Genomic DNA, 19,563 nt, shown 5'->3' with positions numbered 1-19,563 from the left:
CCCGGACACCCGCGGAGCGGGTATCGGGGCGCGCCGCGCCCCGCACCGCTGGGTCGGCGCTCCGCGCCTCCCTCCCGCGTGTGATGCGTCATCAACTCGGGGGCTCGGGGGGCGGGTTGCCTCGAAGCGGGTCCGCTGGCGCTCCGCGCCGTCGGGGCGGGCTGGGTCTGGGAGCGGCGCGCACCCTTCCCCTAGATGAAGTTTGCAAACTAGAAAAACCATGATGGTCGCGCACAACCACCCCGTGGCGGGGCGGGATGGTTTCCCGCCCCGCGGGGTTGCTACTTCGCCAGGTCGAGCCGGATGGGCATCAGCAGGTGCCGGTAGCCCTCGCCGGCCATGTCGGTGCCTTCCGTGAGCAGCACCGGCTTGGTGGTGAGTCCGTCCTTCATTTCTCGGATGTGGAGGGTGATGGTGTCGCTGGTGAACGTGCCGAGCGCGTCCAGCAGGAAGGCGGGGTTGAGGGCGAGGAGGTTTCCGCGCAGGGTGTCGGCGCTTCCGTACGTGATGGTGGACGGGATGGTCATGCCCTTGGTGCGGGCCTGGTCGTCGGCGGTGCCGATGCGCGGGGCGAGGGTGAGGGTGCCGTCGTCGTTCCACGCGAAGCTGACGGGCATGCCGTTCTCGCCCTTGGCTTTGATGAGGGCCTGGCACTTCTTCGCGGCCCGTACGACGGTGGCGCGGTCGATGCGGACGGACGTGTCGCACTCGGTGGGGAACAGGCTGTCGTGCTTGGGCAGGCTGCCTTCCAGCGGGCGCATCGTGATGGTGGTGTCGCCGATCGACAGGGTGGCGCGGGCGGTGACGTCCTTGCCGTTCTCGAGGATGCCGATGCCCACGGGGCCGTCGTACGTCTTCAGGCGCTTGGCCAGAGGGGCGAGGATGCCGGCGGGGATGAGGGTGGTGAGGGGCTTGTCCAGCGGCTGCACCGTGGCGCTGCTGGGGACTTCCGCCACCGTGAAGCGGTAGCGGTCGGTGGCCGCCATCGTGAGCGTTTCGCCCTCCAGAGTCATCTGGACACCGGTGAGGGTCGGCAGGGTCTCGTCCCGGCCGGCCGTCGGCAGCACGCGGTTCATCTGCTTGAGGAACGTCTGTGCGTCCATGGTGGCCATGGCGGGTACCGCCTCCGGCGGGTGCGTGAACTCGTGAATGTCGAGCGTCGCGATCGGCACGGTGATGTGCTCGGTGGCCAGCAGATCCCCCGTGAGGGAGACGGACGTGCGGGCGGCCACCGTCTTGGTCTCTCCTGCCACCATGGCGGCGAGCGCCTTCTTCAGCTCCACGAAATCGAGAAGCGAATATCCCTTTGCGACCGGGGTTCCCACGGGCACCGTGACCGATACGGCGGTCTGAAAATCGAAGGTGCTGAAAGTGGCGCGGTTCCGGCTCGTTTCGATAAGCACTCCGCGCTGCGCGTGGGGCTGCGCGTTCGGCCAGACTCCGAATTCCGCGATGTTCAAGGCTTCGGTGAGCTGGGCGTTCGTTGCCGCGAAATGAGCGGTCGGCTTCGCGGACTCGCGCTCGGTCGTCTTGAGGTCGGTCGTGGGCATGCGTGCCTCCCTGAATAGGGGTCAGTTGTCTTGGGTTGTCGGGTGGTTGCCACTACCTCCCGACAAGAAAACTGTACCGCATTTCCCTACTCAATGCGATGCTTTTCGAGGAGTTTTCGCAGGTCAACCCATACGGGGGGTGGCCGGGGCCGGGGCCGTGCCGCCTCTGCCTCTGGCGCGCAGAGCCAGAGGCGTCGTCCGGCAGCGCGCAGCGCTCGGGGCAAGCGCGCAGCGCTTCCCCGTGTGCCGGACGACGGGGGTCGGGGAGCGCAGCGGAGCGACCCCCGGGAGGGTGTGCGGGCGAGCGCTTGCGCTCGGTCGGGGTAGCGCAGCGGACCCGACGTACCGGCACACCCTCGGGCGTGAGAGCGCGTAGCGCTCGGTCGGGGTAGCGCAGCGGACCCGACACGCCCCCGGCGGCGGGGGGGCGGGACCGGCCCCGGCCCCGGCCACCCCGGAAGAACTGGCGCTGCGCCCTGCACTGCCGCGCCGCTGCGCCTGTCTCCGGCCTGGGTCGGGGGAGGGGCGCGCGGATCCGGGTGCACCCCTCCCCCGCGTCGCTTTCCGCCACGGAGGTGATGATGTTTGCAAACTAGAAATGGAATGATGGCCGCATGGACAAGTTGGGGAAGCAACCTGTGACCGCCAAGGTGTCGCTGCTTACACGTGAGCGGCTGACCGAGGAGATCGCGGCGCAGAAGGAGCGTCGGGTGGTACTCGCGGGCGATGAGCGGTGGAGCGTGGCGGGGCTGAGCCGTCGGGAGGCGGCGCAGGTGCGGGCGGCGTGGCGTCGGGAGCTGGCGCGGCTGCGGCAGGCCGGCGAGCTGCTCGACACGATCGACGTGCTCGCCATACACGGTATCGAGCTGGAGTTGAGAGCCCGCGGTTGGTGGGACCGGCGCTGGCCGGCGGTCCCGGACGAGGCGATGGACCCGGGGCGGTGGCCCGGGTCGCGGGACGGCGGGTACCCCAAGGGCGTGCCGCTGCGGCTGCCCCAGCCGCTGGCGCGGAAGGTGTATGCGGCGTGCTGGCACACGTCGGCGAAATCGATCGCGGCGCTGAGGGACTGGCGGGACCAGAACCCGGGGATCGTGCCGCCGCGCTGGCTGGTCACGGAGGACTGGACGACGAGGGAGTTGGCGGGGCCGCTGCGGGAGTACGTGGAGCTGGCCTGGCAGGTGACCACGGTGGGTGATGTGTGGCGGGGCGGCTTGTGGCGCGGAATTGAAGCCGGTGCCGCGTTGCGGTCACAGGTTGCAAACTAGAAAGTCTCTGGTCAGAGCCCTGACTTAGTTGCGTTCGGGGGGCGGGAGGGTCTACCGTCCCCCTACAAGGCGGCGTTGTCGAGGCGTCGCCCAATTTCCTGGGAGGCGACGCAACGTGACGGAGCAGCAGGTGGTGGAACAGCCCGAGGAGTCAGTGCCGGCGACCGCGCCGGAGCCCGCACCCCGGTGGTACAGCCGGTGGAGCGAGGTGCCGTGGCGCCTGGCGTCGAAGTCGCAGATGGCGCGGGCGGATCTTCCCCGGGAGCCGGCCGGTCCGGTGCGCGGGTACGTGGCGGGCCGCGACTACCGCGACAAGGAGATGGAGGTTGCGCTGTACGACGTCGCGGAGTCGCGGCCGACGAAGGCAACCGGCGTGCAGCTGGCGTCTGCGGAGGCGCGCCGGTCGGCGTCGGTGCGGGTGTGCACGGATTGCGCGGCGCAGTGCCAGCTGCCGCTTCAGGAGCGGCAGGGCCGGTACCTGTGTGCGATGTGCTGGCGGATCGCGATGGTGGTGGACACGCAGATCGAGCTGCGGGAGCGGCGCGCCGAGAACGCCGCCTGGGCCCGCGGTCTGTTCGAGGCCGCGCCGTTGGCGGTGACGTGGGTGGAGCTGGTGGCCGCCGAGCCGACGTCGTCGGGGCGCAAGCGCCCGCCGCTCGCGGCCCGGGTGCACGTCGTCGACGAGAACGGCAAGCGGGTCGCCGATGTGCTCGTACGGCTGGCCGGCCCCCGTACCAAGGGCGCGCCCGCCGAGGCGGTGGCACCGGAGGCCGGCGCGGCGAAGCTGACGAAGGCGTTCGCCGGGCGGCGGCGGGTGGTGTGGGGGCCGCTGCGTACGGTCCGGGAGCGCCTGGCTGAGCTCGGGCACCCGGTGGAGGTAGCCGCGCCCGCGCCCGGAGCGTCGGCCGCGCGGTACCTCAGGTCACGGTGGCCGAACGATGTGGCGTCGCGGTACGCGCAGTGGCGTGGCGAGCTGGACCCGGCCACCGGTGAGCTTCGTACGCCGTGGCCGCCGGGGACGGCGGACCGGCTGTGGCTGTGCTTGAAGCGCATGGCGGAGACGCCCGACGCTGGGCGTCCGGGGGACAGCGAGCGGCGGCGCAAGGAGGCTGGGGAACGGCCGTACGGCGGCCCTGTGGGCGCGTACGACGTGCGGGTGGCTGTGACGGGCCCGGCCGGTGCCGGGGAGCGTCTGGCGGAGCTCCTGGCGGCGCAGGAGGCGGTGCTGCCGGCCTCCGTGGTGGGGCCGGTGCCCTCCCGGGAGGTGCCGGGCGCGGTGGTGACGTACATGGCGGGCCGCGGTGAGGTCCTGGTGCCCGCGCCCGCCGATGGCGATGTCGTACGGGAGGGCTGAGCGCCATGCCGATGGAATCGCCGCTGTGCGCCTACCTGCACGCCGTCGCGCGGGCCTTGGAAAGGGACGGTGTGTGGACCGACCGCTGGCACTGCGTCGCTCGCCACCGCGGCGGCGAGCGTCAGCACGTCGGGATCATGGAGTGGAGCGACAACAACCCGGCTGGCACGCACGCTTGGCCGATCGGCCTGGCCCTGGCCCGGTTCCCGGAGGGCTGGGTGTTCACCGGGGCGCCGTACGACGGGTGGCCCGAGCGGTACGAGGCGCTGCCGCTGGATGGGTGGGCCGACCCCGATGACGTCGCCCTGGTGGTGCGGCACCTGCTGGCGCACGGGGCCGAGGCGATCCCCTCCCCCGCGTCCTTGCGTCGCTGGAGCGGCGCCGAGGCGGCGCAGGCCGCGCTCGACGAGCTGGCGGCGGACCCGTACGGGTACGACAGGTTTCTGCCCTGAGCCCGCCGTTACCCGTACGGCTACGCCCTGGTCCCTTTCGTGGGGACCAAGGGCGTAGCCGTTGCCGTGCCTGGAGTGGTCAGCCCTTTGGGGCGTCCAGGTGACGGAGGCGTTCGTGGGCGGACTGTCGGCTGACTTCCAGGGCGCGGGCGATGTCTTCCCAGGAGTACGAGGCCCTGGCGCGCGGTACGGCCTGGGCCTCCAACTGGTCTGCCAGCTCGCGTAGGCGCTTGGCGGCGTGAATGGTTGCCAGGGGGCGGACGTGTCCCGGTTCTTGGGTGATTTCCTCAAGCCGAGGGCCGTGGCACAGGCCGCTCAGGACGTCGTCCAGGTCGTCCAGGTGCCGGGTGACGTCTTCGGGCAGGCTGGTGGCCAGTTGGACCTCGGTGTGGTGATTCCAGTCCTGGTAGCAGGCCAGGGACGCCTCGTCGGGGTCGGTGAAGTCGGCTCGCCGCCGGGGGCCCTTCCAGCCGCATGTGCAGATGGCCCGGATGCCGGCGGCGAGGGGTGCGTCCTCGTGGCCGTCGTACCTCTCCCACCCCCAGCGTGAGTCCTGCATGGCCTGTACGGCTTGGTCGAAGGTGTCCTTGGGGGCGTCTTCTCCGCTTTCGAGGACCGCCACGATGTCCCCTTCGTGGCCGATCGTGTCGTCCGGGTGTACCCAGCCCATGCCTGTGCCTCCTGCCAGAACGGATCGGAACTGCCGTCAGGGTACCCTGACGGCAGTTGAGTTGTCAGGGATTCCTGACGAACTTGCGCCGAGGGTGCGGGCTACCCCTCCCCCGCGTCTGATGCGTCGCAGGAGCGGGCCGAGCGGCGCAGCCGGTGTGGACGGGCTGGTGAAGTACCTACGCGGGCCGAGCCGTTGGCCTCTCGTCGGCCCTGTCGGCTACTCGTCGCCGTCCTGGCCGTCCAGCTCGACCCCGGCGCGCCGCATGAGCCCGTTCACCGTCTCCGGCAGCGTGCGCAGCAGTTCGCGTTCGGCCTGTTCGATCCGGGCGGCGATGTTCCACTGGCGGGCGTCGTCGACCAGGGCCTCGATCGCGGTATCGAGCCGGCCGCGCAGCAGGCCGGGAGGGATGGCCTCGACCTCGACTGCGTTGTGCGGGTCGAGGCCTTCGCGTAGGCACTCCTCGCGGTAGCGCTTGTAGTTGACGTCGCGGGTGTTGACGTCGTGGGTGGTGAACTGGCCGGAGCGGACGTCGTCTGCGGTGACGGCGATCTGCTCGAACTGCACGTCGAGCCGGTGCCCGTTGCCGTAGCGGGTGATGCGCTCAACCACGGAGCGGGGTACGGCGCGGCCGGTCGGGTCGAAGTCGCCGGCGAAGACGATGCTCACCGCCTTGCCCAGGCGGGCGTATTCCTGGACCGCTTCGTAGACGTAGGTCTTGGATGACTGGCCGCGGCAGGAGTACAGGCCCACCCCCCAGGCGGTGGTGACGGGCAGCAGCACGCCGCCGACGGAGTCGCTTTCGCACCAGACCTCGACCCGTCGGCTCTGGGAGGCCCACAGATTGCGCCGGTATGCCTCTGCCGTGCGTTCCAGGGCGTCGTTGAGGGAGTCGTACTGGAGCTCCTGGCGGACCATACGGGTGCCGTCTGTGATCCACTCCCAGGGAAGGATCCCGTGCTCGCGCATGTAGCCGAGTTCGCGGACGACTGTCGAGTAGTTCCGGCGCGAGCCACCGGTGTCCTTCGCCCACAGCCGCCCGATGCCCAGGTAGTACACGTGCCGGACGCTGCACGGCCTTGCCGCCTCCACGATCGCGTACAGCGCGGCGCGCAGCGCCTCCACCTGAGCTTTCGTGCGGCGCGACCGTTTTACGGAGCTAGCGCTGTAAAACGCCATGGACCCCAGTCAACCCCCACCCAGGGGCGCCGTCACCCCCACGGGCGTTCCGCCCCCGCCTCGCGCGCGTACGCGTAACTGGGGTTCAGGTGGGTGGGAACACGAGGAACACTCGGAACACCTCATCTGACCTGCGGTTATGCATCGAATTTGCCGTGAAAAGTGTTCCCCGAGGGTGCGGAACACGCAAAAACGAGCCCGAAAAACCGCGACACGCCCGACCGCGTTGTCATGACACGCCCGACCGCGTTACAGGAAGAAAACAACAGAAACCGGGGCATTGAGCGGTCATCGGGGGCCGGATTCCCCGCCGAGAAAATGCACAGGGGTGGGAACACTTGACACGCTCGGTATGATCGCCCTTGCAGGCGCGGAGCGACGCTCCAGCGATCCCCCCGAAGATCGGGACTTCCTTCGTGTTCCCCCTCACGGGCGCGTTTTTGCTGTGGGGGTGGGAACACTTGACATGGCCGGTAGGATTCGCCAACAGGCGCAGAGCGACACCGAGCGAACCGTTCCACTACGGCCCCCAGAAACGTGGAGCCCCGGATCTCTATGGAGAGGCCGGGGCTCGGCTGTTCCCACGGTCTGCGCAAAAACGCGTGCAGCGGTGTGCGGCTCAGGGTTGAGGTAGGCAGGACGCGCCGGGCGATGTCAGACTCGCGCTCGCCCTCCGTCACGTCCGGCCCGACGGGTACACCGCTGCCCCGGCCGCTGCGGGGGCAGCCGCCCGCCTTGCACAAGGAGCGTTCGTGGATCAAGCACCGATGTCATGGGCCGATGCCCTGGCCGAGGAGATACGGACCAGCTACCCGGGCGTGCGGCTTGAACTCGGACTCGATCCCGGTCCGTATCTCGTGCTGTTCTGGATCTTCCTTCCGGAGGGCGAGCGAGGCAAGGGGATCGGCACGCGCGTCATGGAGCGCATTACTGCCGAGGCCGACCTGCACGGTGTGCCGGTGGCGCTCAGCCCGAGCGGCACTTTCGGCGGGGACCCGGATCGGCTGCACGCGTTCTACCGACGCTTCGGCTTCATCACCAATGCCAGCCGCGGCGAGATCGGCTCTTCCAGGGAGAGCATGATCCGCGCGCCACGTGACCCCGCATGCCGTGGTCAGAAAGCCCACTGACGTTCTCGTGACAACCGACACTGACGTCTGGGTACGGCGCTTGGGGCGCTTTCCGCGTATCTGCCCCGCACCTCGTACGGCGACCGGTACAACCTTCATCGCTGGCCTCATCGCCGGCGGTACTTCGCGTACGGATGGAAAGGACTGCGGATGATCCCCACGCCGCACCGCATGAAGGCACACGTCGTTCTCGGAGCGAGCCAGTCCGGGCAGAGCGGCCCGTTCGGGCCGTACGGGGCGGATAGCGCCGAAGACACCGACGAACGCGCCCAGGAGGCGGCTGGCGCGGGCGGGGAGGAACCGAGGGACTACGCGGCGGACAGCCCTGCTGCGGGGACCGGCGTCACGGGTGCTGCGCTGGCGGGGGCGTAGGGCGCAGGGAGCGCCGCTGGGTGTCGGCCGGCGTGAGGCTCTGGTGCTGGGGCTTTCCGAGCACGCCGCGGTCGCGCAGGTGGTCCAGGTTGGGGAGCTGGGTGGAGGGCAGGGCCGTGTCGAGGTCAGCTTCGGCGGCACGCTTCCGGCTGGGCGCCCGCGTGGCGGCGGTGGCTTCCTGCACGCGAGGACCTGGCCCGAGGGCACGGCGATCGGCAGTCACAGCAGATCCTTGTCCTCGGGGACTGATCCCCAGACGCGCCAGTGAAGCGTGATCCGCTCGTCTTCGTACGCTCCGGGCACCGGAGCCGCGCCCGAACGAACTTCGATCTTGGTGAAGAACAGGGGGCACAACCCTCGCTTGCTGGAGGTGTCAGCCCGACGGTTCCACCAGTCAACCTGCCATCTGGGGCTGAAGGCCTCCGGGTCCATGAGCTGCTGGTAGGCGCGGCGCTTCTCACCCAGGGAATCCCGTTTGGCCTCGACCTCGCTGGCCGGAACGTTGCCGCGGGCTTCCAGTTCGGCCAGTTCCCGCTCGTGCTGTGGCAGTTCGGTCTCCACCACCTGGTGCACGGCCTCCCTCAAAAGGTCGGCAACGGCGGGCTTGACCATCTCCGCCACCATCTGGGTGGCGACGTACCTCTCAAGCTCAGGGGCGGGCATCGCCACGGCCGTGCATGCGCTGTCCATCTGTCGCAGGCATTCGTAGCGCGGCTGGGGGGCTTCGGGCGGGAGTGGGGACATGGGGCCGTGGCAGTGGCCGCATTCGACGAGGGTGTCGGCGAGTATGTCGTCCCATTGCTGCGGCGAGTCGTTCACGTTGTGCTTCCTTCGAGCTGGGCCAGGGCTCGGGACGGCACGTTCCTTCAACTCCCTGGGAGGCGAAGGGCACCGTTCCCTGTCCAAGATCATCCCACGGCGACCCTTTGGGCTCGCCCGACACCCTTCTTGCATTTCCGTGATCCCGTGACACGGGGGTGTGCCACGGTCTTTCCATGACCCACAGCGCCACCAAGGCCCCCGGGCGGACCCGCGCAGCGAAGGCGCTGACGCCGGCCGACCTCCCGATCCGTGTTCCGCTCATCCATGGAGAGACCACAGGCTCGTTCCTCGCCCGTACGGCGGACGCCAACGGCCTTGAAGTACAGCGGCTCTTGAAGGCCCTCCACCACGGTGGCCTGCCCAGCGCAGTGCGGGGCCTCCGGCCGAATACGCACGAGGTCTATCTCAGCGGCGGGGCGGTCACCCGCCTCGCCGCGCTCGTCGAGCGGGACCAGGCGCAGTTGCACCGCGCGCTTCCCGGGCTGCATCCGGAGCGCCTGGTGCAGATGGCCGACGCTGCGGTGCGCATCATGCGGTGGCCGGAGGATCCCGGGGCCGGGCCGCTCCGGGCGTGTCCGCTGTGTCTGGAGGACGGGGCGTGGCTGGCCGGGGCAGGCCACCGGTGGCGGCCGTGCGCGTGCGGGCGCCGGTGGCAGTGCGGGGACGATGGTGGATACGTCATCGACACCACGCCGGTCCCCGACATCGCCAGGGCCCTCCAGCGGCACCGTGCCTTTGACCACCGCCTGGGCGCGGCCGGAGACGCGCTCGTGGCCGATGCCCATCAGGTGGCCCTGTGGTGGTGGGCTTCCAAGCAGGTCGCTCGCGACCTGTGGCGGCAGCGCGAGGACACGCTGGGGGTCGGGCCGAAGCTCCGTCGCCGCCAGGCCGCACCTGCCGTCGTCTATCCCGAAGCGGTGCGCTTGGCCGAGGTGATGAACGGCTGGGAGACGCGCCGCGCCGAGGCTGGGGCATCGCCGCGTGAGTGGCTGGCCGAGGTCGCCGAGCACCTTCAGGCGCCCGGCATCGCCGAGGGTAGGGAAGCTGAGCCGCTGCGGTACTGGCTGGAGCTGCACGGCCCTCTGCCTCCGCGCCCGAAGGGCGGCGCCGCCCGGCGCGCGACGGGCGCCGATCGCCGGTGGGAGCTGCTGCCCCGGCTTCATCACCGCCCGGTCGACCGCGGCCCTTTCCGGGCTGGCTCCTGTCTGCGCTGGGTCTACGGGCTTCCCCTGACCTCCACCACCGAGACGTGCCCGTACTGCCGTGGCCGCGCGCTGAGCTGCCGCTGGGTGCCGGCCGTCGACTGCCCCGAGCGCCCCTCCCCCGCGTCGTTGCTGGAGGCGTCCGGGTGAGCGGCCGTGTCCTGGAGTCGCTGCGGAGCCTGCCGGCTGCGCACCGTGAACCCGCTTAGCCTGCCGAGTGGCGCTGTGTGAGGTGGGCGGGGTCGATCTCGAACGGGAATGGCTCCTTGATGCGCGTGACCGTACCCGGGAGCGCGGTCGTCGTTTCGGTGTACCGGCCGTTGTCCAGCTCGGAGACGATGAGCCGGGGGGCCGGGTCGAACTCCAGACGCCACAGGTACGGGATCGCAGCCTCCGCGTACAGCATGGGCTTGATCTTGCGGTCCATGGTCCGGTTGCCGGGGGAGACGAGCTCGATGACGAGCTGGACGGCGTCGGCGTCGATGCTGACGCCGTCGTCGGCGGTCGCGCCGGCGTCGGCGACGACGATGTCCGGCACGACGAGGCCGGAGGGCAGTATCACGTTAACGGCTTCGAGGATCTCGACGGGCGCGCCGGAGGCGCGGGCTGCGGCGTCCAGCGCGACGTGGAGGCGGAAGCTGGCCCGCTGGTGGCGCAGGCCGGGGGCGGGGGACATCACCAGGGACTCCCCCAGCAGCTCGTAGCGGTTGGTGCGGTCCTCGGGCAGGGCCAGGACCTGGTCGACGGTCCAGGGGCCGTGGTGCTGGGCGATGCTGGCAACGCTCACTTCCCTCACCTCCTCATGCGGAACCACCAGTGTGGCCTGCTCAGAGGGCGTATGTCTCTTCGGCCAACCGTAGGCGGTCGCGGGCGGTCTGCTGCTGGGTGGTCGCGGTCACGGTGGACTCCTCCGTCCGGTGAGGATCAGCGGGTGCGGTCACTGGGCGGGCTGGGCGACGCGCAGCGTCTGGGCGGCCAGCCCCATGCGGCGCTCGTGGGCCTGGTCGAGGTCGGCTCGCAGATGCTCGGCGGTACGTGCTGGCGTCTGGTCGAGGTCGGCCATCGCCGGTTCCAGGGCGGGGTGTCCAGCCTCCTGGATCTGGTGGTAGGCGGCCTCGTCCCTCGGTGAGGAGCAGAAGAAGGGCCGCTTCAGGGCGGCTTCGGCGCGCTCGCGCCACATGTCGATGGCGATGCGGGCTTCGTCGACCGCGAGGACATAGGCGTGGTGGGCGGCCAGCCACGCGGTGGCGGTGCTCAGCGCCTCCCAGCGCAGCTCGACTTGGTGCAGGAGGCGGTCGCGCTCGGCGCGGGCGACCTGCTCGTGGGCCAGCAGGTCGCGGACGTTGGCGTAGCGGTACGTCGTGTCCATCAGGGCCGCCAGGCGCATCCCCTCGATCTTGCCCTCTTCGTGGGTGGCGGTGGGGTGTTCGGCCGCCCAGCGGCGCAGCGCGGCGTCGAACTCGGCGTCGAGCCGCTCGCCGACGCCGGTGAAGCCCTCGATGTCGAGCGGTGCCAGGTTGATGATCACTGTGTTGCCCTTCGGTCGGTGGTCGGGGTCGATGCCCCTCGATCGCAGATCCGCGTACACGGTCGGCCGGCTGATGCGCGCGGCCTCAGCGAGGGCGGACACGTTGGTCTCGCCCGCCTGCCACGCGGCGGCGAGCAAGTCGGCCCGGCGCCCAGGCTTCGACCACTCCCGCAGCGCGGCCATCGCTTCATCTCGTCTCGTACTCACACAACGACGGTCCTGTAAAACTGCTTTACATGGCAAGTGGCTTTACAGTCGTCGGCTTGATTGTGTGCCCCTGTGTCCGATTCAGGGCGGGCCGTTCGGCGCGGTGGACAGCTACAGGGCGGCGAGGTGCCGCTGAAGACACAACCGCCCCGGACACCCGACGGGGGCGGGCATCCGGGGCGGCTGACAGAGCGGCAGTGGCTGTTGGGCAGAGCGGGTACCACTGCCGCTCACCCAGGCGCCCTGGCGGGGGGTGAGGGCGCCTGGGGGTCGAAGGGGTTACACGCTGGCTCCGGCGTACAGGCAGGGGCCGGCCTCCAGGCGGAGCGTCCCCCATAACGTCGCGGCACGGCCGATCTCGGGGTGGGATGCCGGGTCGGTCTCGGCGACGATGCGCCCGTCGAGCGCGAGGACGCTGACGGTGGCCTGCTCGTCGACGAGAGCCGCGGTCACGATGTACCGGTGGGTGTGGACCACCTCCATGGTGTGGGAGATCAGGTGGTACGCGAGGCTCGCCATACGGTCGGCCACCTTCGGGTCAACACCCCACACGCCGTAGGCGATTCCGACGGAGAACGCGCACCGGTCGGGCGTTTCCTCGTCGTACCCCCGGTAGGCCCATGTCGAGCGGACCCCGCAGTTCTCCCGGCGCTGCTCCGCCCGCTCGCTCAAGGTCAGCCCCTCGGGCGGTACGCAGTACAGCCGCGGCCGGTCGGCGGCTGTACCGGTGATCAGGGGAAGGGTTGTCGGCTCGCTCACTGCGAGTCCTCCTGGCAGTCGGCGGTATGGCGCAGGGACGCGCGCAGTTGGTCCGGGTCGGTCAGCCGCGTCATCAGCCCCGGCGGCTGGATCCATGCGCCCACCGCCCGCCGGAAGCGACCGCCCGGCTTTGACACCACTAGCCACGAGCCCTCGCCAAGCGCCGTGGTGCCCGGCTCGCTCCAGTTCTTCGCCGTGCCGACCGGGACGAACAGGTACACCTGGCCGGTGGTCTCGTCGGCGAGCACCGGCGTGTTGATCCACGCCCCGGAGCCCATGTCCCACTCCACGGCCTGCCACCGCGCGTACGGCATTGCCACCGCGTCCCATTCCCGCCCGGCCGGCACCAAGGCCACCGCCAGCGGCTGATTCCACTCTCGCCAGACCTGCTCGGGGTCGGTGTGGGCGGCGGCCACCCACTGCGCCCCGTCGTTCGCCGCCTCGCGGCGGGCCAGTTCTCCCATTACGGCCTCCTATTGAGCCAGTTGGACGGGCACGACCCACAGACCCTTACCGCCCACCCGAGGCGGCCGGCGCCTTCGGAATGGGTGTAGGCGTATCCGGCGGGCCTCAGCCCGCCCTGCGCACCGCAGCGGGCGCACTTGTCGCCGCGTAAGCGCGCTTTCTGCTCCGGCGTCGCGGTCCGCAGGTTCAGGACCGTGGCCCGCACATCCGCGCTGGCCGTGACCGGGGTCGATGCGGGCATAGCCCTTCCCCTCGTCTGCGCTGGTGATGACCGCACGGCAAGATCGCGCCAAGTGACGGACTACTAGCTGTCCGTAGCGGCCTATGGCCAGTGTGGCACCGGGAATCCCATAATGGGAAGTCCACTACGGGATTCCCTCGAAAGAGTCGTGGGCCGGCTGGGAGAGAACACATGCGAACTGGGGCTCTGAGCACCGGCCTTGCCGTGATCGCCAGGGGTGACCACACTGGCGCCTACTCGGAAGAAGGACCGGAAATGACGTCAACGGGACCACGGCGGTTGCAGATTGCCTCCGGCCTGAAGAAACTCCGCCAACGCTCAGATCTCACGCTCGAAGAGGTGGCCAAGCGCGCCGGGTACGGCAAGACAACCGTGGGGCGCTACGAGGACTGGACCAGCAAGACCATGCCCAAGCCGCGCGCCGTGCGCCTGATCGCGGAGGCGGCCGGCGGCACCGACGCGGAGATCGCTGCCCTGGTGCGGCTCGCCGAGGACATGCCCGAGGGCTGGTGGGTCGGTGCTGGTGTGCCGGAGTGGCTGCATCCACTGGTGAGCCTGGAAAACGAGGCGATGCAGGAAGGCGCCTTCGCCCCGTCCGTCGTACCCGGCCTGCTGCAAACAGCGGAGTACGCCAGGGCCATCCACCTCGCGGAAATGGTCCGTCAGCCGCTCGACGTGGTGGAGGCGCTGGTGGCCGCCCGCATGCAGCGCCAGGCCGTCCTCGACCGAGACATCCCCCTGCACCTGTGGGTCGTGCTCGACCAAGCGGTGCTCCGCCGGGAGGTCGGGGACCGGACCGTGATGGCCGCGCAGCTCGACCACCTGATGGAACAGGCCAAGCGCCCGAACATCGACATTCAGGTCCTGCCGTTCAAGGCCGGCGCACACGCCGCTGGCTTCGGGCATTTCATCACCCTGGGCGCGGGCGACTCCACGGATGCCGTTTACGTCGAAATGCTCGGCGGCGGGCTCTACATCGATGCCAAGGAGGACGTGAGGCGGTACACAGTGGCCATGGACTACCTTCGCAGCCAGGCCGTTGACACCACCGAGTCCATGAACATCTTGGCCGCTGAGCGCAAGGAGTACGACAAATGACCAACAGCAAGCCCTCCGCCGACGAGCTGGCGAGGGCCACGTTCCGCAAGTCGTCGTTCAGCGGCGCGCAAAACGAATGCGTCGAGGTCGCGCGCGTCCGCTCCTGGGCGTGCGTACGGGACTCGAAGCGCGATGGCGGCCCGGTCCTCTCAGTGACGCGCTCGGCGTTCGCCACGCTCACGGACGCGGTGCGAAACGGGGAGATGTAGCCCCTCGTCAACGCCAGCGCGGTGGCCGAACAGGACTGGAGACAATCTTGAAGCTGATGATGTTGATGGTGGTCACCGCGCTGCTCGCGGTCGTGGTGTTGAGTGGGGCTGCGGTGTTTGCCGCTGGGGCGGTCAGAGACCAGTCACTGGTTTCGTCCGCGTTGGACGTCTACCTCGTTGCGGTTGGTACGTTCGCCGTGGGGCTGCTCGGCTGGTATCGGGTGAACAGCACCGGTGTGACGCAGCGCCGCTGAACCACGGCACCGGCGCGTTGTAAGGGCTGAGCGTACGAAAGGGGCGGGCACCCGGTTCGGGTGCCCGCCCCTTTCATGACCAGCGTCTCGGCGCAGAGCTACTGGCCTACAGCCCAACCCCGTGGGCGGGTCACAGCAAGCTGGCCGTGACCTCCTTCAGCAGGGCCGTGTTCGAGGCCGTGTCGTGCCCGAGAATGAGCGACTGGTGCGGGAGTGCGGCGAGCGAGTCGGCCAGGCGCTGCGAGGGGCCACCCACCGGCAGCAGCCGGAAGACGTCCGGGTAACGGTCCTCTGTGGTGGCGCTGAAGAAGTCGCCTTCTTGAACGCCTCGCCGGTCGTCACTCAGCACCGGGGCCGCGCCGGGCGTGATGCGGGGGAAGAGCAGAGCACCGGCCCGGCCCTCGGTGGCGAGCTTCATCCCCAGCCACGTGTCGAGCTGGTCGGGGAAAAACTGCGGCTTCAGCTCCTTCCCGCTGGGCTTCCACAGCGGTTCCCTGTCGTTGGCCAGCAGCGCGTCCGTGACGCGCTGGTGCTGGGTCGGGTGCATCTGCTCACCGGCCAGCAGCCGGTCGCGTACGACGTCGTACAGTCCCATGGCGTCCAGCAGCCCGAAGCCGATCGCAGCCGCCGCCGGCCACGGCAGCACCCGGACCGCGCCGTCCTCGACGCGGACGAACACCCGGTCGTTGGCCAGCAGGTGCCACCCCGCCCGGGCAAGGAGGAAGCCCACGGTGGTCTTCCCCGCGCCCTTGTCGCCGAGGGTGAGTACGGCCCGCCCGTCCGGGTCGGTCACGGCCGAGGCGTGGAGGATCTGCCAGCCGTCGCCTAGGAGCTGACCGCGCAGGACCTCCCGGCCGAGCCGGGCCGCGGCCGTCGCCACGGCGGTGGTGTCCGTGCCTGCGATCGTCAATCGGCGTTGGGACGGCTCCCACCGGTAGGCGAGGCCCGCATCGGGCTGGACCGCCTCCACTGTGCCGTCTGTGTCGGCCGCGCAGAGCATCCGGTCATTCGCGTACACCGCCTCTGTGTGCTGCCCGCTGGTGACCCGGTCGGTCAGCGAGGTCACCACATCCGGGTCGACGTCGGCGACGACCACCGGCCCCGGCACGTCGGCAGCGTCCACACGCGAGGCGCTCCACCAGGCGCCGAAATACCGAACCGCCCAGTCTGTGACGGGTTCGGAGCGGCTCACGATGGTGACCGCGTATCCGTCGGCCGGAGTGATGCGGGTGGCGTGGCTGTCGGTCATGCGGTGGTCTCCTTGATCGTCTGGTGGAGCTGGTCGTAGGCGAAGAGGATCTTTGCTTCGGCGGCGTCCAGTTGCCGGGCCTCGTCGGGGTCGAGAGGGGGCAGGCACACGGTGGGACGGCCGGAGGTGAAGCGCAACGGAATTCCGATCCACCCGCTGCGCCATGAGGCGGACAATTCGATCACCCCGTTGGTGTGGCCGAGGGCGTGTTCCAGCGCGGCGAGCGTGGCGCCGGCCGGGCCGCAGCGTGTGCGACCGATTCCCGCGCTGATCCGTCCGGGGCGGCCGGTCAGCTCGTCACGGACCCGCTGCAACGGCACCGGGACGGCACGGCCGTTGACCGTGGTCGAGGAGGCGCAGATGACCGCGTGGTCGCCGTGTTCGCCGATCACGTGCCCGGCCACCGCGGCGGGGGACACGGCTAGCAGCCGTGACAGGACGAGCCGGTACCGGGCCGTGTCGGTGTTGCAGCCGACCCCCAGCACTGGGCACCCGGAGATCTCGGCAAACAGGCGACTCATCACGTCGACCGGATTCGTCACCATCACCACGACGCCCTGATAGCCGGCGAAGCGGCGGGCGAGCCCGGCGATCAGGGGCCCGTTGACGGTGAGCCCCGCCATCCTTATGTCGGTGCGAGAGCGGTTGGTGAACTGGGCGCGTGGGCACACCACGACCGCCCCGCAGGATCGCATCCGTTCCAGGTCGGCGTGCATGACCCGTACGGGTGAGCCGGTGACCTCTCGCATGTCCTCCAGATCGGCGACGAGACCGGCCGCCGTACGGCCGCTGCCGGAGGTGACGACGACGCTCTCGCACCACCGGGTGGTGAGCAGCAGCCCTGCGAGGGCCTGGCCGACGGCCCCGGCGCCGATGACACCGACCTCCGTCATGCGGACACCGCCCACATCGCGTCCTCGATGCACACCCGCCACCAGGACCGTGCCGGCGCGCGGCTGCCCATGGAGGCGGTGGCGTGCTCCAGCATCTGGCCCACCGCTTCGGCCCGTGCGACGACGGCACTGGCCTGGGGTGACAGCGGCAGCCCTGCCGGGGCGGACAGGTACGTCGTCAGGATGTTGGTCGTGTCCATTAGCCACAGCTGGACGAACTGGCGCAGCCACGCGTCCTGGTCGGCCCTGTCCATACCGGAGGTCTGGCCTGCCACGAACGCGGCGAGACCGGACAGCACCGCCCGTGCTTGGTCAGCCGGGGGCGGGCACGCCACCAGGCCGAGGATCGTACGGGAGGCCAGCTTTGCCGCGTCGGCGCAGGGACGGCCGCGCTGTAGACCGGGGTCGAGGAACACCAGCGGGCCGTCCGCGCCGTCGGGGAAGACTGCGTGCTCGGGCTTCAGGTCGCCGAAGATGACCCGCTGGGAGGGCACCATCGGCTTCAGCGGTGCCTCGCGCAGCCGGGCGACCACCGTGCTCAGCAGCTCCTCGTGTCCGGTGTGCTGGAGGTAGGCGCTGCCGCTGATGCCGTTGAACTTCCGCAGGAACGTAGCGGTGATCGACCGCTCGCCGATCGGCGCGCGGTCCACCCGGGCGGTCACACCCGCCCGCCGCAGCCCTGTCTCCAGCTCGGCGATGACGCGGCCCAGCAGGTTCGTCGTACGGTTCGGCTCGCGGCCGATCAGCTCGCCCAGGCACGAGCCGGTCACCTCCTCGGTGAACAGCACCCCGCCCTCAGCGCCGGCGACCATCGGGACCCGCAGCCCCGCTGCGGCGAGGGTCCTCAACTGGTCGAGCTCACGCCGCACCAGCGAGCCGGGCGACACGGCGTACGCGGCCTGTGCCGCCCTGACCGTCTCCCAGTCCCCGCACACCCCGCGCAGCACCGACACCAGCGACACACCCAGGATCGGCAGCTTCGCGTAGAGCGGCCGGCCATCGACGACGAGGCGCTGCACGTAGCTCGTGACGCTCGGCGCGACCGGACCCGGCACCACCTCAGCACCGGGCCACAGGGCTTCCGCGGCCTTGACCGTCTGCCCGGCCGCGTACTCCAACACCGCCTCCGCCGGGGGCGGCATCAGCACGCCCCGCTCGACGGTTGGTTGGGCCATGAGGGGTCCTCCTTCGGCCATGCGGACACCAGCGTCCGCGAAGAATGGAGAGCCAGCCCCGGAAAGCAGCGGAAGGCAGCACCCGGGGGCCGGCGTCGCTCATTCAACGGCCGGGCATACCCACCAAAGAGGGGCCAGGAATGGGTGCGTTTCCAGGGCGGGGGGCCACACCAGGGGGCCACCATGGGAATCCGACCATGCGGAATCGGAGGGGCATCCCATGATGAGTCCGGACGGGATCGGAGTTCTGCTGCGAAGCACCCGCGAACGTGCTGGACGGACCCGTCAGGAACAGGCGCTGCTGATCGAGGACGCTCAGGACGGCCGCTGGTTCGACCCGGACAACTTGAAGCGGTGGGAGAACGAGAAGCGGTTACCGACCCCGGTATGGCACCACGCCATCGCACGCGCATACGGGCTGACGGTCGGGGAGGTGCGCCGCGCTGTCGCCGCCTCACGGCAGCACCGGCGCACCAAGGGCAAGGAGGACCAGGACGTGGACCGACGACAGTTCATAGGAGCAGCAGCCGCCGCAGTAGGCGCCGGCGCCCTGCCCGGCATCGCACACGCCCGCCAGGGCATCGACAGCGCACTCGCCGCCACAGGAACCAGCGACGGCGACGTCGCCTACCTGCACGCCGCCCTCGAACGGCACAACGGCGGCTACCGGGGCCGCTCCCCCGTCGACCTCCTCACCGACATGCAGACCGACCTCGATCTGCTGCACGAGGTCCTGGCCCGCCCCCACCCCGTCCAGGTCCGGGCGGACCTCGCCCGCACCACGGCAGGACTCGCTGGAATCGTCGCGATCATCCAGCACGACCGAGGAGACCAGCCCGACGCCGCCCGCTGGTTCTCCACCGCCGAAAAGGCCGCCCGCGAATCAGGCGACCGCCGTATGACGGCCTGGGTCCTCGCCCGCCACGCCATGGTCCCGCTCAACTACGGCGCGCCCCGGGCAGCGGCCCTTCTTGCCGCCAAGGCCCGCCGCGAAGCCGGCACCGCGCCCACCGCAGCCGCCGCCCTGGCGGCAGCCGTCACGGCCCGCTCCCTCGCCGCGATCGGCGACAAGGCTGGAGCCGCACGGGCCGTCGCCGACATGCGTACTCTGGCCGAACGGCTCAACGGGCCCGAGAGCGCCGACACCTGGAGCGGCTACCCCGCCCAGAAACACGCCGTCCACCTGTCCCAGGCGTACACCCTGCTCGGCGACACCACGGCCGCCTACGATACCCAGGAAACCGCCCAGGCCCTCACCAGCCCCACGTCCGTCATGACCCGCGCCCTGCTCCGGATGGACACCGCCGCCTGCCTAGGCCGCGACGGCGACTACCGCACCGCGACCGACATGGCAGCCGCCACATTCGACGGCCTGCCCCACAGCTACCGCACTGGCCTGATCCGATCCCGCGCCGAGGAACTCTCGCAGCAACTCCCCGCCCGCCACCGTGCCCGCCTCACAGACGCCCTCCACGAGTAGGCCGCATAC

General features: G+C 70.3%; 21 protein-coding genes. 9 read left to right on the top strand and 12 right to left on the bottom strand.

Annotation, left to right across the window (positions count from 1 at the left end):
• Positions 1-281 precede the first annotated feature (281 nt).
• A complete protein-coding gene (locus tag BKD26_RS36170) occupies positions 282-1,550 on the bottom strand; it encodes a DNA polymerase III subunit beta (RefSeq protein ID WP_084907073.1) in 1,269 nt (422 codons plus the stop codon).
• A 614-nt stretch (positions 1,551-2,164) separates the two neighbouring features.
• On the opposite strand from BKD26_RS36170, the gene BKD26_RS36165 reads away from it, so the two are divergent.
• From BKD26_RS36165 to BKD26_RS36155, 3 genes are all read left to right on the top strand, one after another.
• Complete coding sequence (locus BKD26_RS36165; RefSeq protein ID WP_084907071.1) at positions 2,165-2,815, top strand: hypothetical protein; 651 nt, start codon at positions 2,165-2,167, stop codon at positions 2,813-2,815.
• Positions 2,816-2,930: 115 nt separating this feature from the next.
• Positions 2,931-4,169, top strand: a complete 1,239-nt coding sequence (locus tag BKD26_RS36160; RefSeq protein ID WP_084907069.1) for a hypothetical protein — start codon at positions 2,931-2,933, stop codon at positions 4,167-4,169.
• Between the two features lie 5 nt (positions 4,170-4,174).
• Positions 4,175-4,621, top strand: coding sequence for a hypothetical protein (locus BKD26_RS36155; protein WP_084907067.1), 447 nt, complete (start codon positions 4,175-4,177; stop codon positions 4,619-4,621).
• Positions 4,622-4,700: 79 nt separating this feature from the next.
• On the opposite strand, the gene BKD26_RS36150 is transcribed toward BKD26_RS36155, so the two are convergent.
• The gene (locus BKD26_RS36150) at positions 4,701-5,291 is read right to left on the bottom strand and encodes a hypothetical protein (RefSeq protein WP_084907065.1); all 591 of its coding nucleotides are present in this window, start codon (positions 5,289-5,291) and stop codon (positions 4,701-4,703) included.
• A gap of 219 nt (positions 5,292-5,510) precedes the next feature.
• Entirely contained in the window at positions 5,511-6,416 is a 906-nt protein-coding gene (locus tag BKD26_RS36145) for a hypothetical protein (RefSeq protein ID WP_084907063.1), read from the bottom strand.
• Positions 6,417-7,222: 806 nt separating this feature from the next.
• On the opposite strand from BKD26_RS36145, the gene BKD26_RS36140 reads away from it, so the two are divergent.
• The gene (locus tag BKD26_RS36140; RefSeq protein WP_241519009.1) at positions 7,223-7,600 is read left to right on the top strand and encodes a GNAT family N-acetyltransferase; all 378 of its coding nucleotides are present in this window, start codon (positions 7,223-7,225) and stop codon (positions 7,598-7,600) included.
• A 343-nt stretch (positions 7,601-7,943) separates the two neighbouring features.
• Here BKD26_RS36140 and BKD26_RS36130 read toward each other — a convergent pair whose 3' ends face one another.
• Both BKD26_RS36130 and BKD26_RS36125 read right to left on the bottom strand, forming a co-directional pair.
• Complete coding sequence (locus BKD26_RS36130; protein WP_084907059.1) at positions 7,944-8,156, bottom strand: hypothetical protein; 213 nt, start codon at positions 8,154-8,156, stop codon at positions 7,944-7,946.
• Between the two features lie 35 nt (positions 8,157-8,191).
• Positions 8,192-8,791: a zinc ribbon domain-containing protein gene (locus BKD26_RS36125; protein ID WP_084907057.1), complete on the bottom strand. Its 600-nt coding sequence runs from the start codon at positions 8,789-8,791 to the stop codon at positions 8,192-8,194.
• A gap of 176 nt (positions 8,792-8,967) precedes the next feature.
• Here BKD26_RS36125 and BKD26_RS36120 point away from each other — a divergent pair, with 176 nt between their 5' ends.
• Complete coding sequence (locus BKD26_RS36120) at positions 8,968-10,146, top strand: TniQ family protein (protein ID WP_084907055.1); 1,179 nt, start codon at positions 8,968-8,970, stop codon at positions 10,144-10,146.
• Positions 10,147-10,201: 55 nt separating this feature from the next.
• Here the strand turns inward: BKD26_RS36120 and BKD26_RS36115 are convergent, their stop codons facing one another.
• From BKD26_RS36115 to BKD26_RS36100, 4 genes are all read right to left on the bottom strand, one after another.
• Entirely contained in the window at positions 10,202-10,783 is a 582-nt protein-coding gene (locus BKD26_RS36115) for a Uma2 family endonuclease (protein ID WP_084907053.1), read from the bottom strand.
• Between the two features lie 150 nt (positions 10,784-10,933).
• Entirely contained in the window at positions 10,934-11,731 is a 798-nt protein-coding gene (locus BKD26_RS36110) for a hypothetical protein (RefSeq protein WP_241519008.1), read from the bottom strand.
• A gap of 279 nt (positions 11,732-12,010) precedes the next feature.
• Positions 12,011-12,490 (bottom strand): hypothetical protein, encoded by a 480-nt coding sequence (locus tag BKD26_RS36105; RefSeq protein ID WP_084907049.1) that lies wholly within the window; start codon positions 12,488-12,490, stop codon positions 12,011-12,013.
• Complete coding sequence (locus BKD26_RS36100; RefSeq protein WP_084907047.1) at positions 12,487-12,954, bottom strand: hypothetical protein; 468 nt, start codon at positions 12,952-12,954, stop codon at positions 12,487-12,489. Before BKD26_RS36100 ends, BKD26_RS36105 begins: the two co-directional genes overlap by 4 nt.
• A gap of 497 nt (positions 12,955-13,451) precedes the next feature.
• On the opposite strand from BKD26_RS36100, the gene BKD26_RS36095 reads away from it, so the two are divergent.
• From BKD26_RS36095 to BKD26_RS36085, 3 genes are read left to right on the top strand one after another with little or no spacing between them, the layout of a single operon-like run.
• Positions 13,452-14,294, top strand: coding sequence for a helix-turn-helix transcriptional regulator (locus tag BKD26_RS36095; protein ID WP_084907044.1), 843 nt, complete (start codon positions 13,452-13,454; stop codon positions 14,292-14,294).
• Complete coding sequence (locus tag BKD26_RS36090) at positions 14,291-14,503, top strand: DUF397 domain-containing protein (RefSeq protein WP_084907042.1); 213 nt, start codon at positions 14,291-14,293, stop codon at positions 14,501-14,503. The genes BKD26_RS36095 and BKD26_RS36090 overlap by 4 nt, the downstream gene beginning before the upstream one ends.
• A 47-nt stretch (positions 14,504-14,550) precedes the next feature.
• On the top strand, positions 14,551-14,757 hold the full coding sequence (locus tag BKD26_RS36085) for a hypothetical protein (RefSeq protein WP_084907040.1): 207 nt from the start codon (positions 14,551-14,553) through the stop codon (positions 14,755-14,757).
• A gap of 130 nt (positions 14,758-14,887) precedes the next feature.
• Here BKD26_RS36085 and BKD26_RS36080 read toward each other — a convergent pair whose 3' ends face one another.
• The 3 genes from BKD26_RS36080 to BKD26_RS36070 are packed head-to-tail and all read right to left on the bottom strand — an operon-like array spanning position 14,888 to position 18,074.
• On the bottom strand, positions 14,888-16,006 hold the full coding sequence (locus BKD26_RS36080; protein ID WP_084907038.1) for a hypothetical protein: 1,119 nt from the start codon (positions 16,004-16,006) through the stop codon (positions 14,888-14,890).
• A complete protein-coding gene (locus BKD26_RS36075; RefSeq protein ID WP_084907079.1) occupies positions 16,003-16,899 on the bottom strand; it encodes a lactate dehydrogenase in 897 nt (298 codons plus the stop codon). Before BKD26_RS36075 ends, BKD26_RS36080 begins: the two co-directional genes overlap by 4 nt.
• On the bottom strand, positions 16,896-18,074 hold the full coding sequence (locus BKD26_RS36070) for a hypothetical protein (RefSeq protein ID WP_084907036.1): 1,179 nt from the start codon (positions 18,072-18,074) through the stop codon (positions 16,896-16,898). Before BKD26_RS36070 ends, BKD26_RS36075 begins: the two co-directional genes overlap by 4 nt.
• A gap of 220 nt (positions 18,075-18,294) precedes the next feature.
• On the opposite strand from BKD26_RS36070, the gene BKD26_RS36065 reads away from it, so the two are divergent.
• Positions 18,295-19,554, top strand: a complete 1,260-nt coding sequence (locus BKD26_RS36065; RefSeq protein ID WP_241519007.1) for a helix-turn-helix domain-containing protein — start codon at positions 18,295-18,297, stop codon at positions 19,552-19,554.
• The last annotated feature ends 9 nt before the right edge of the window (positions 19,555-19,563 follow it).

The sequence above is a fragment of the Streptomyces sp. CB03238 genome (genome assembly GCF_002099185.1).
GTDB lineage: Bacteria > Actinomycetota > Actinomycetes > Streptomycetales > Streptomycetaceae > Streptomyces.
This window is presented reverse-complemented; position numbering and strand designations above follow the sequence as displayed.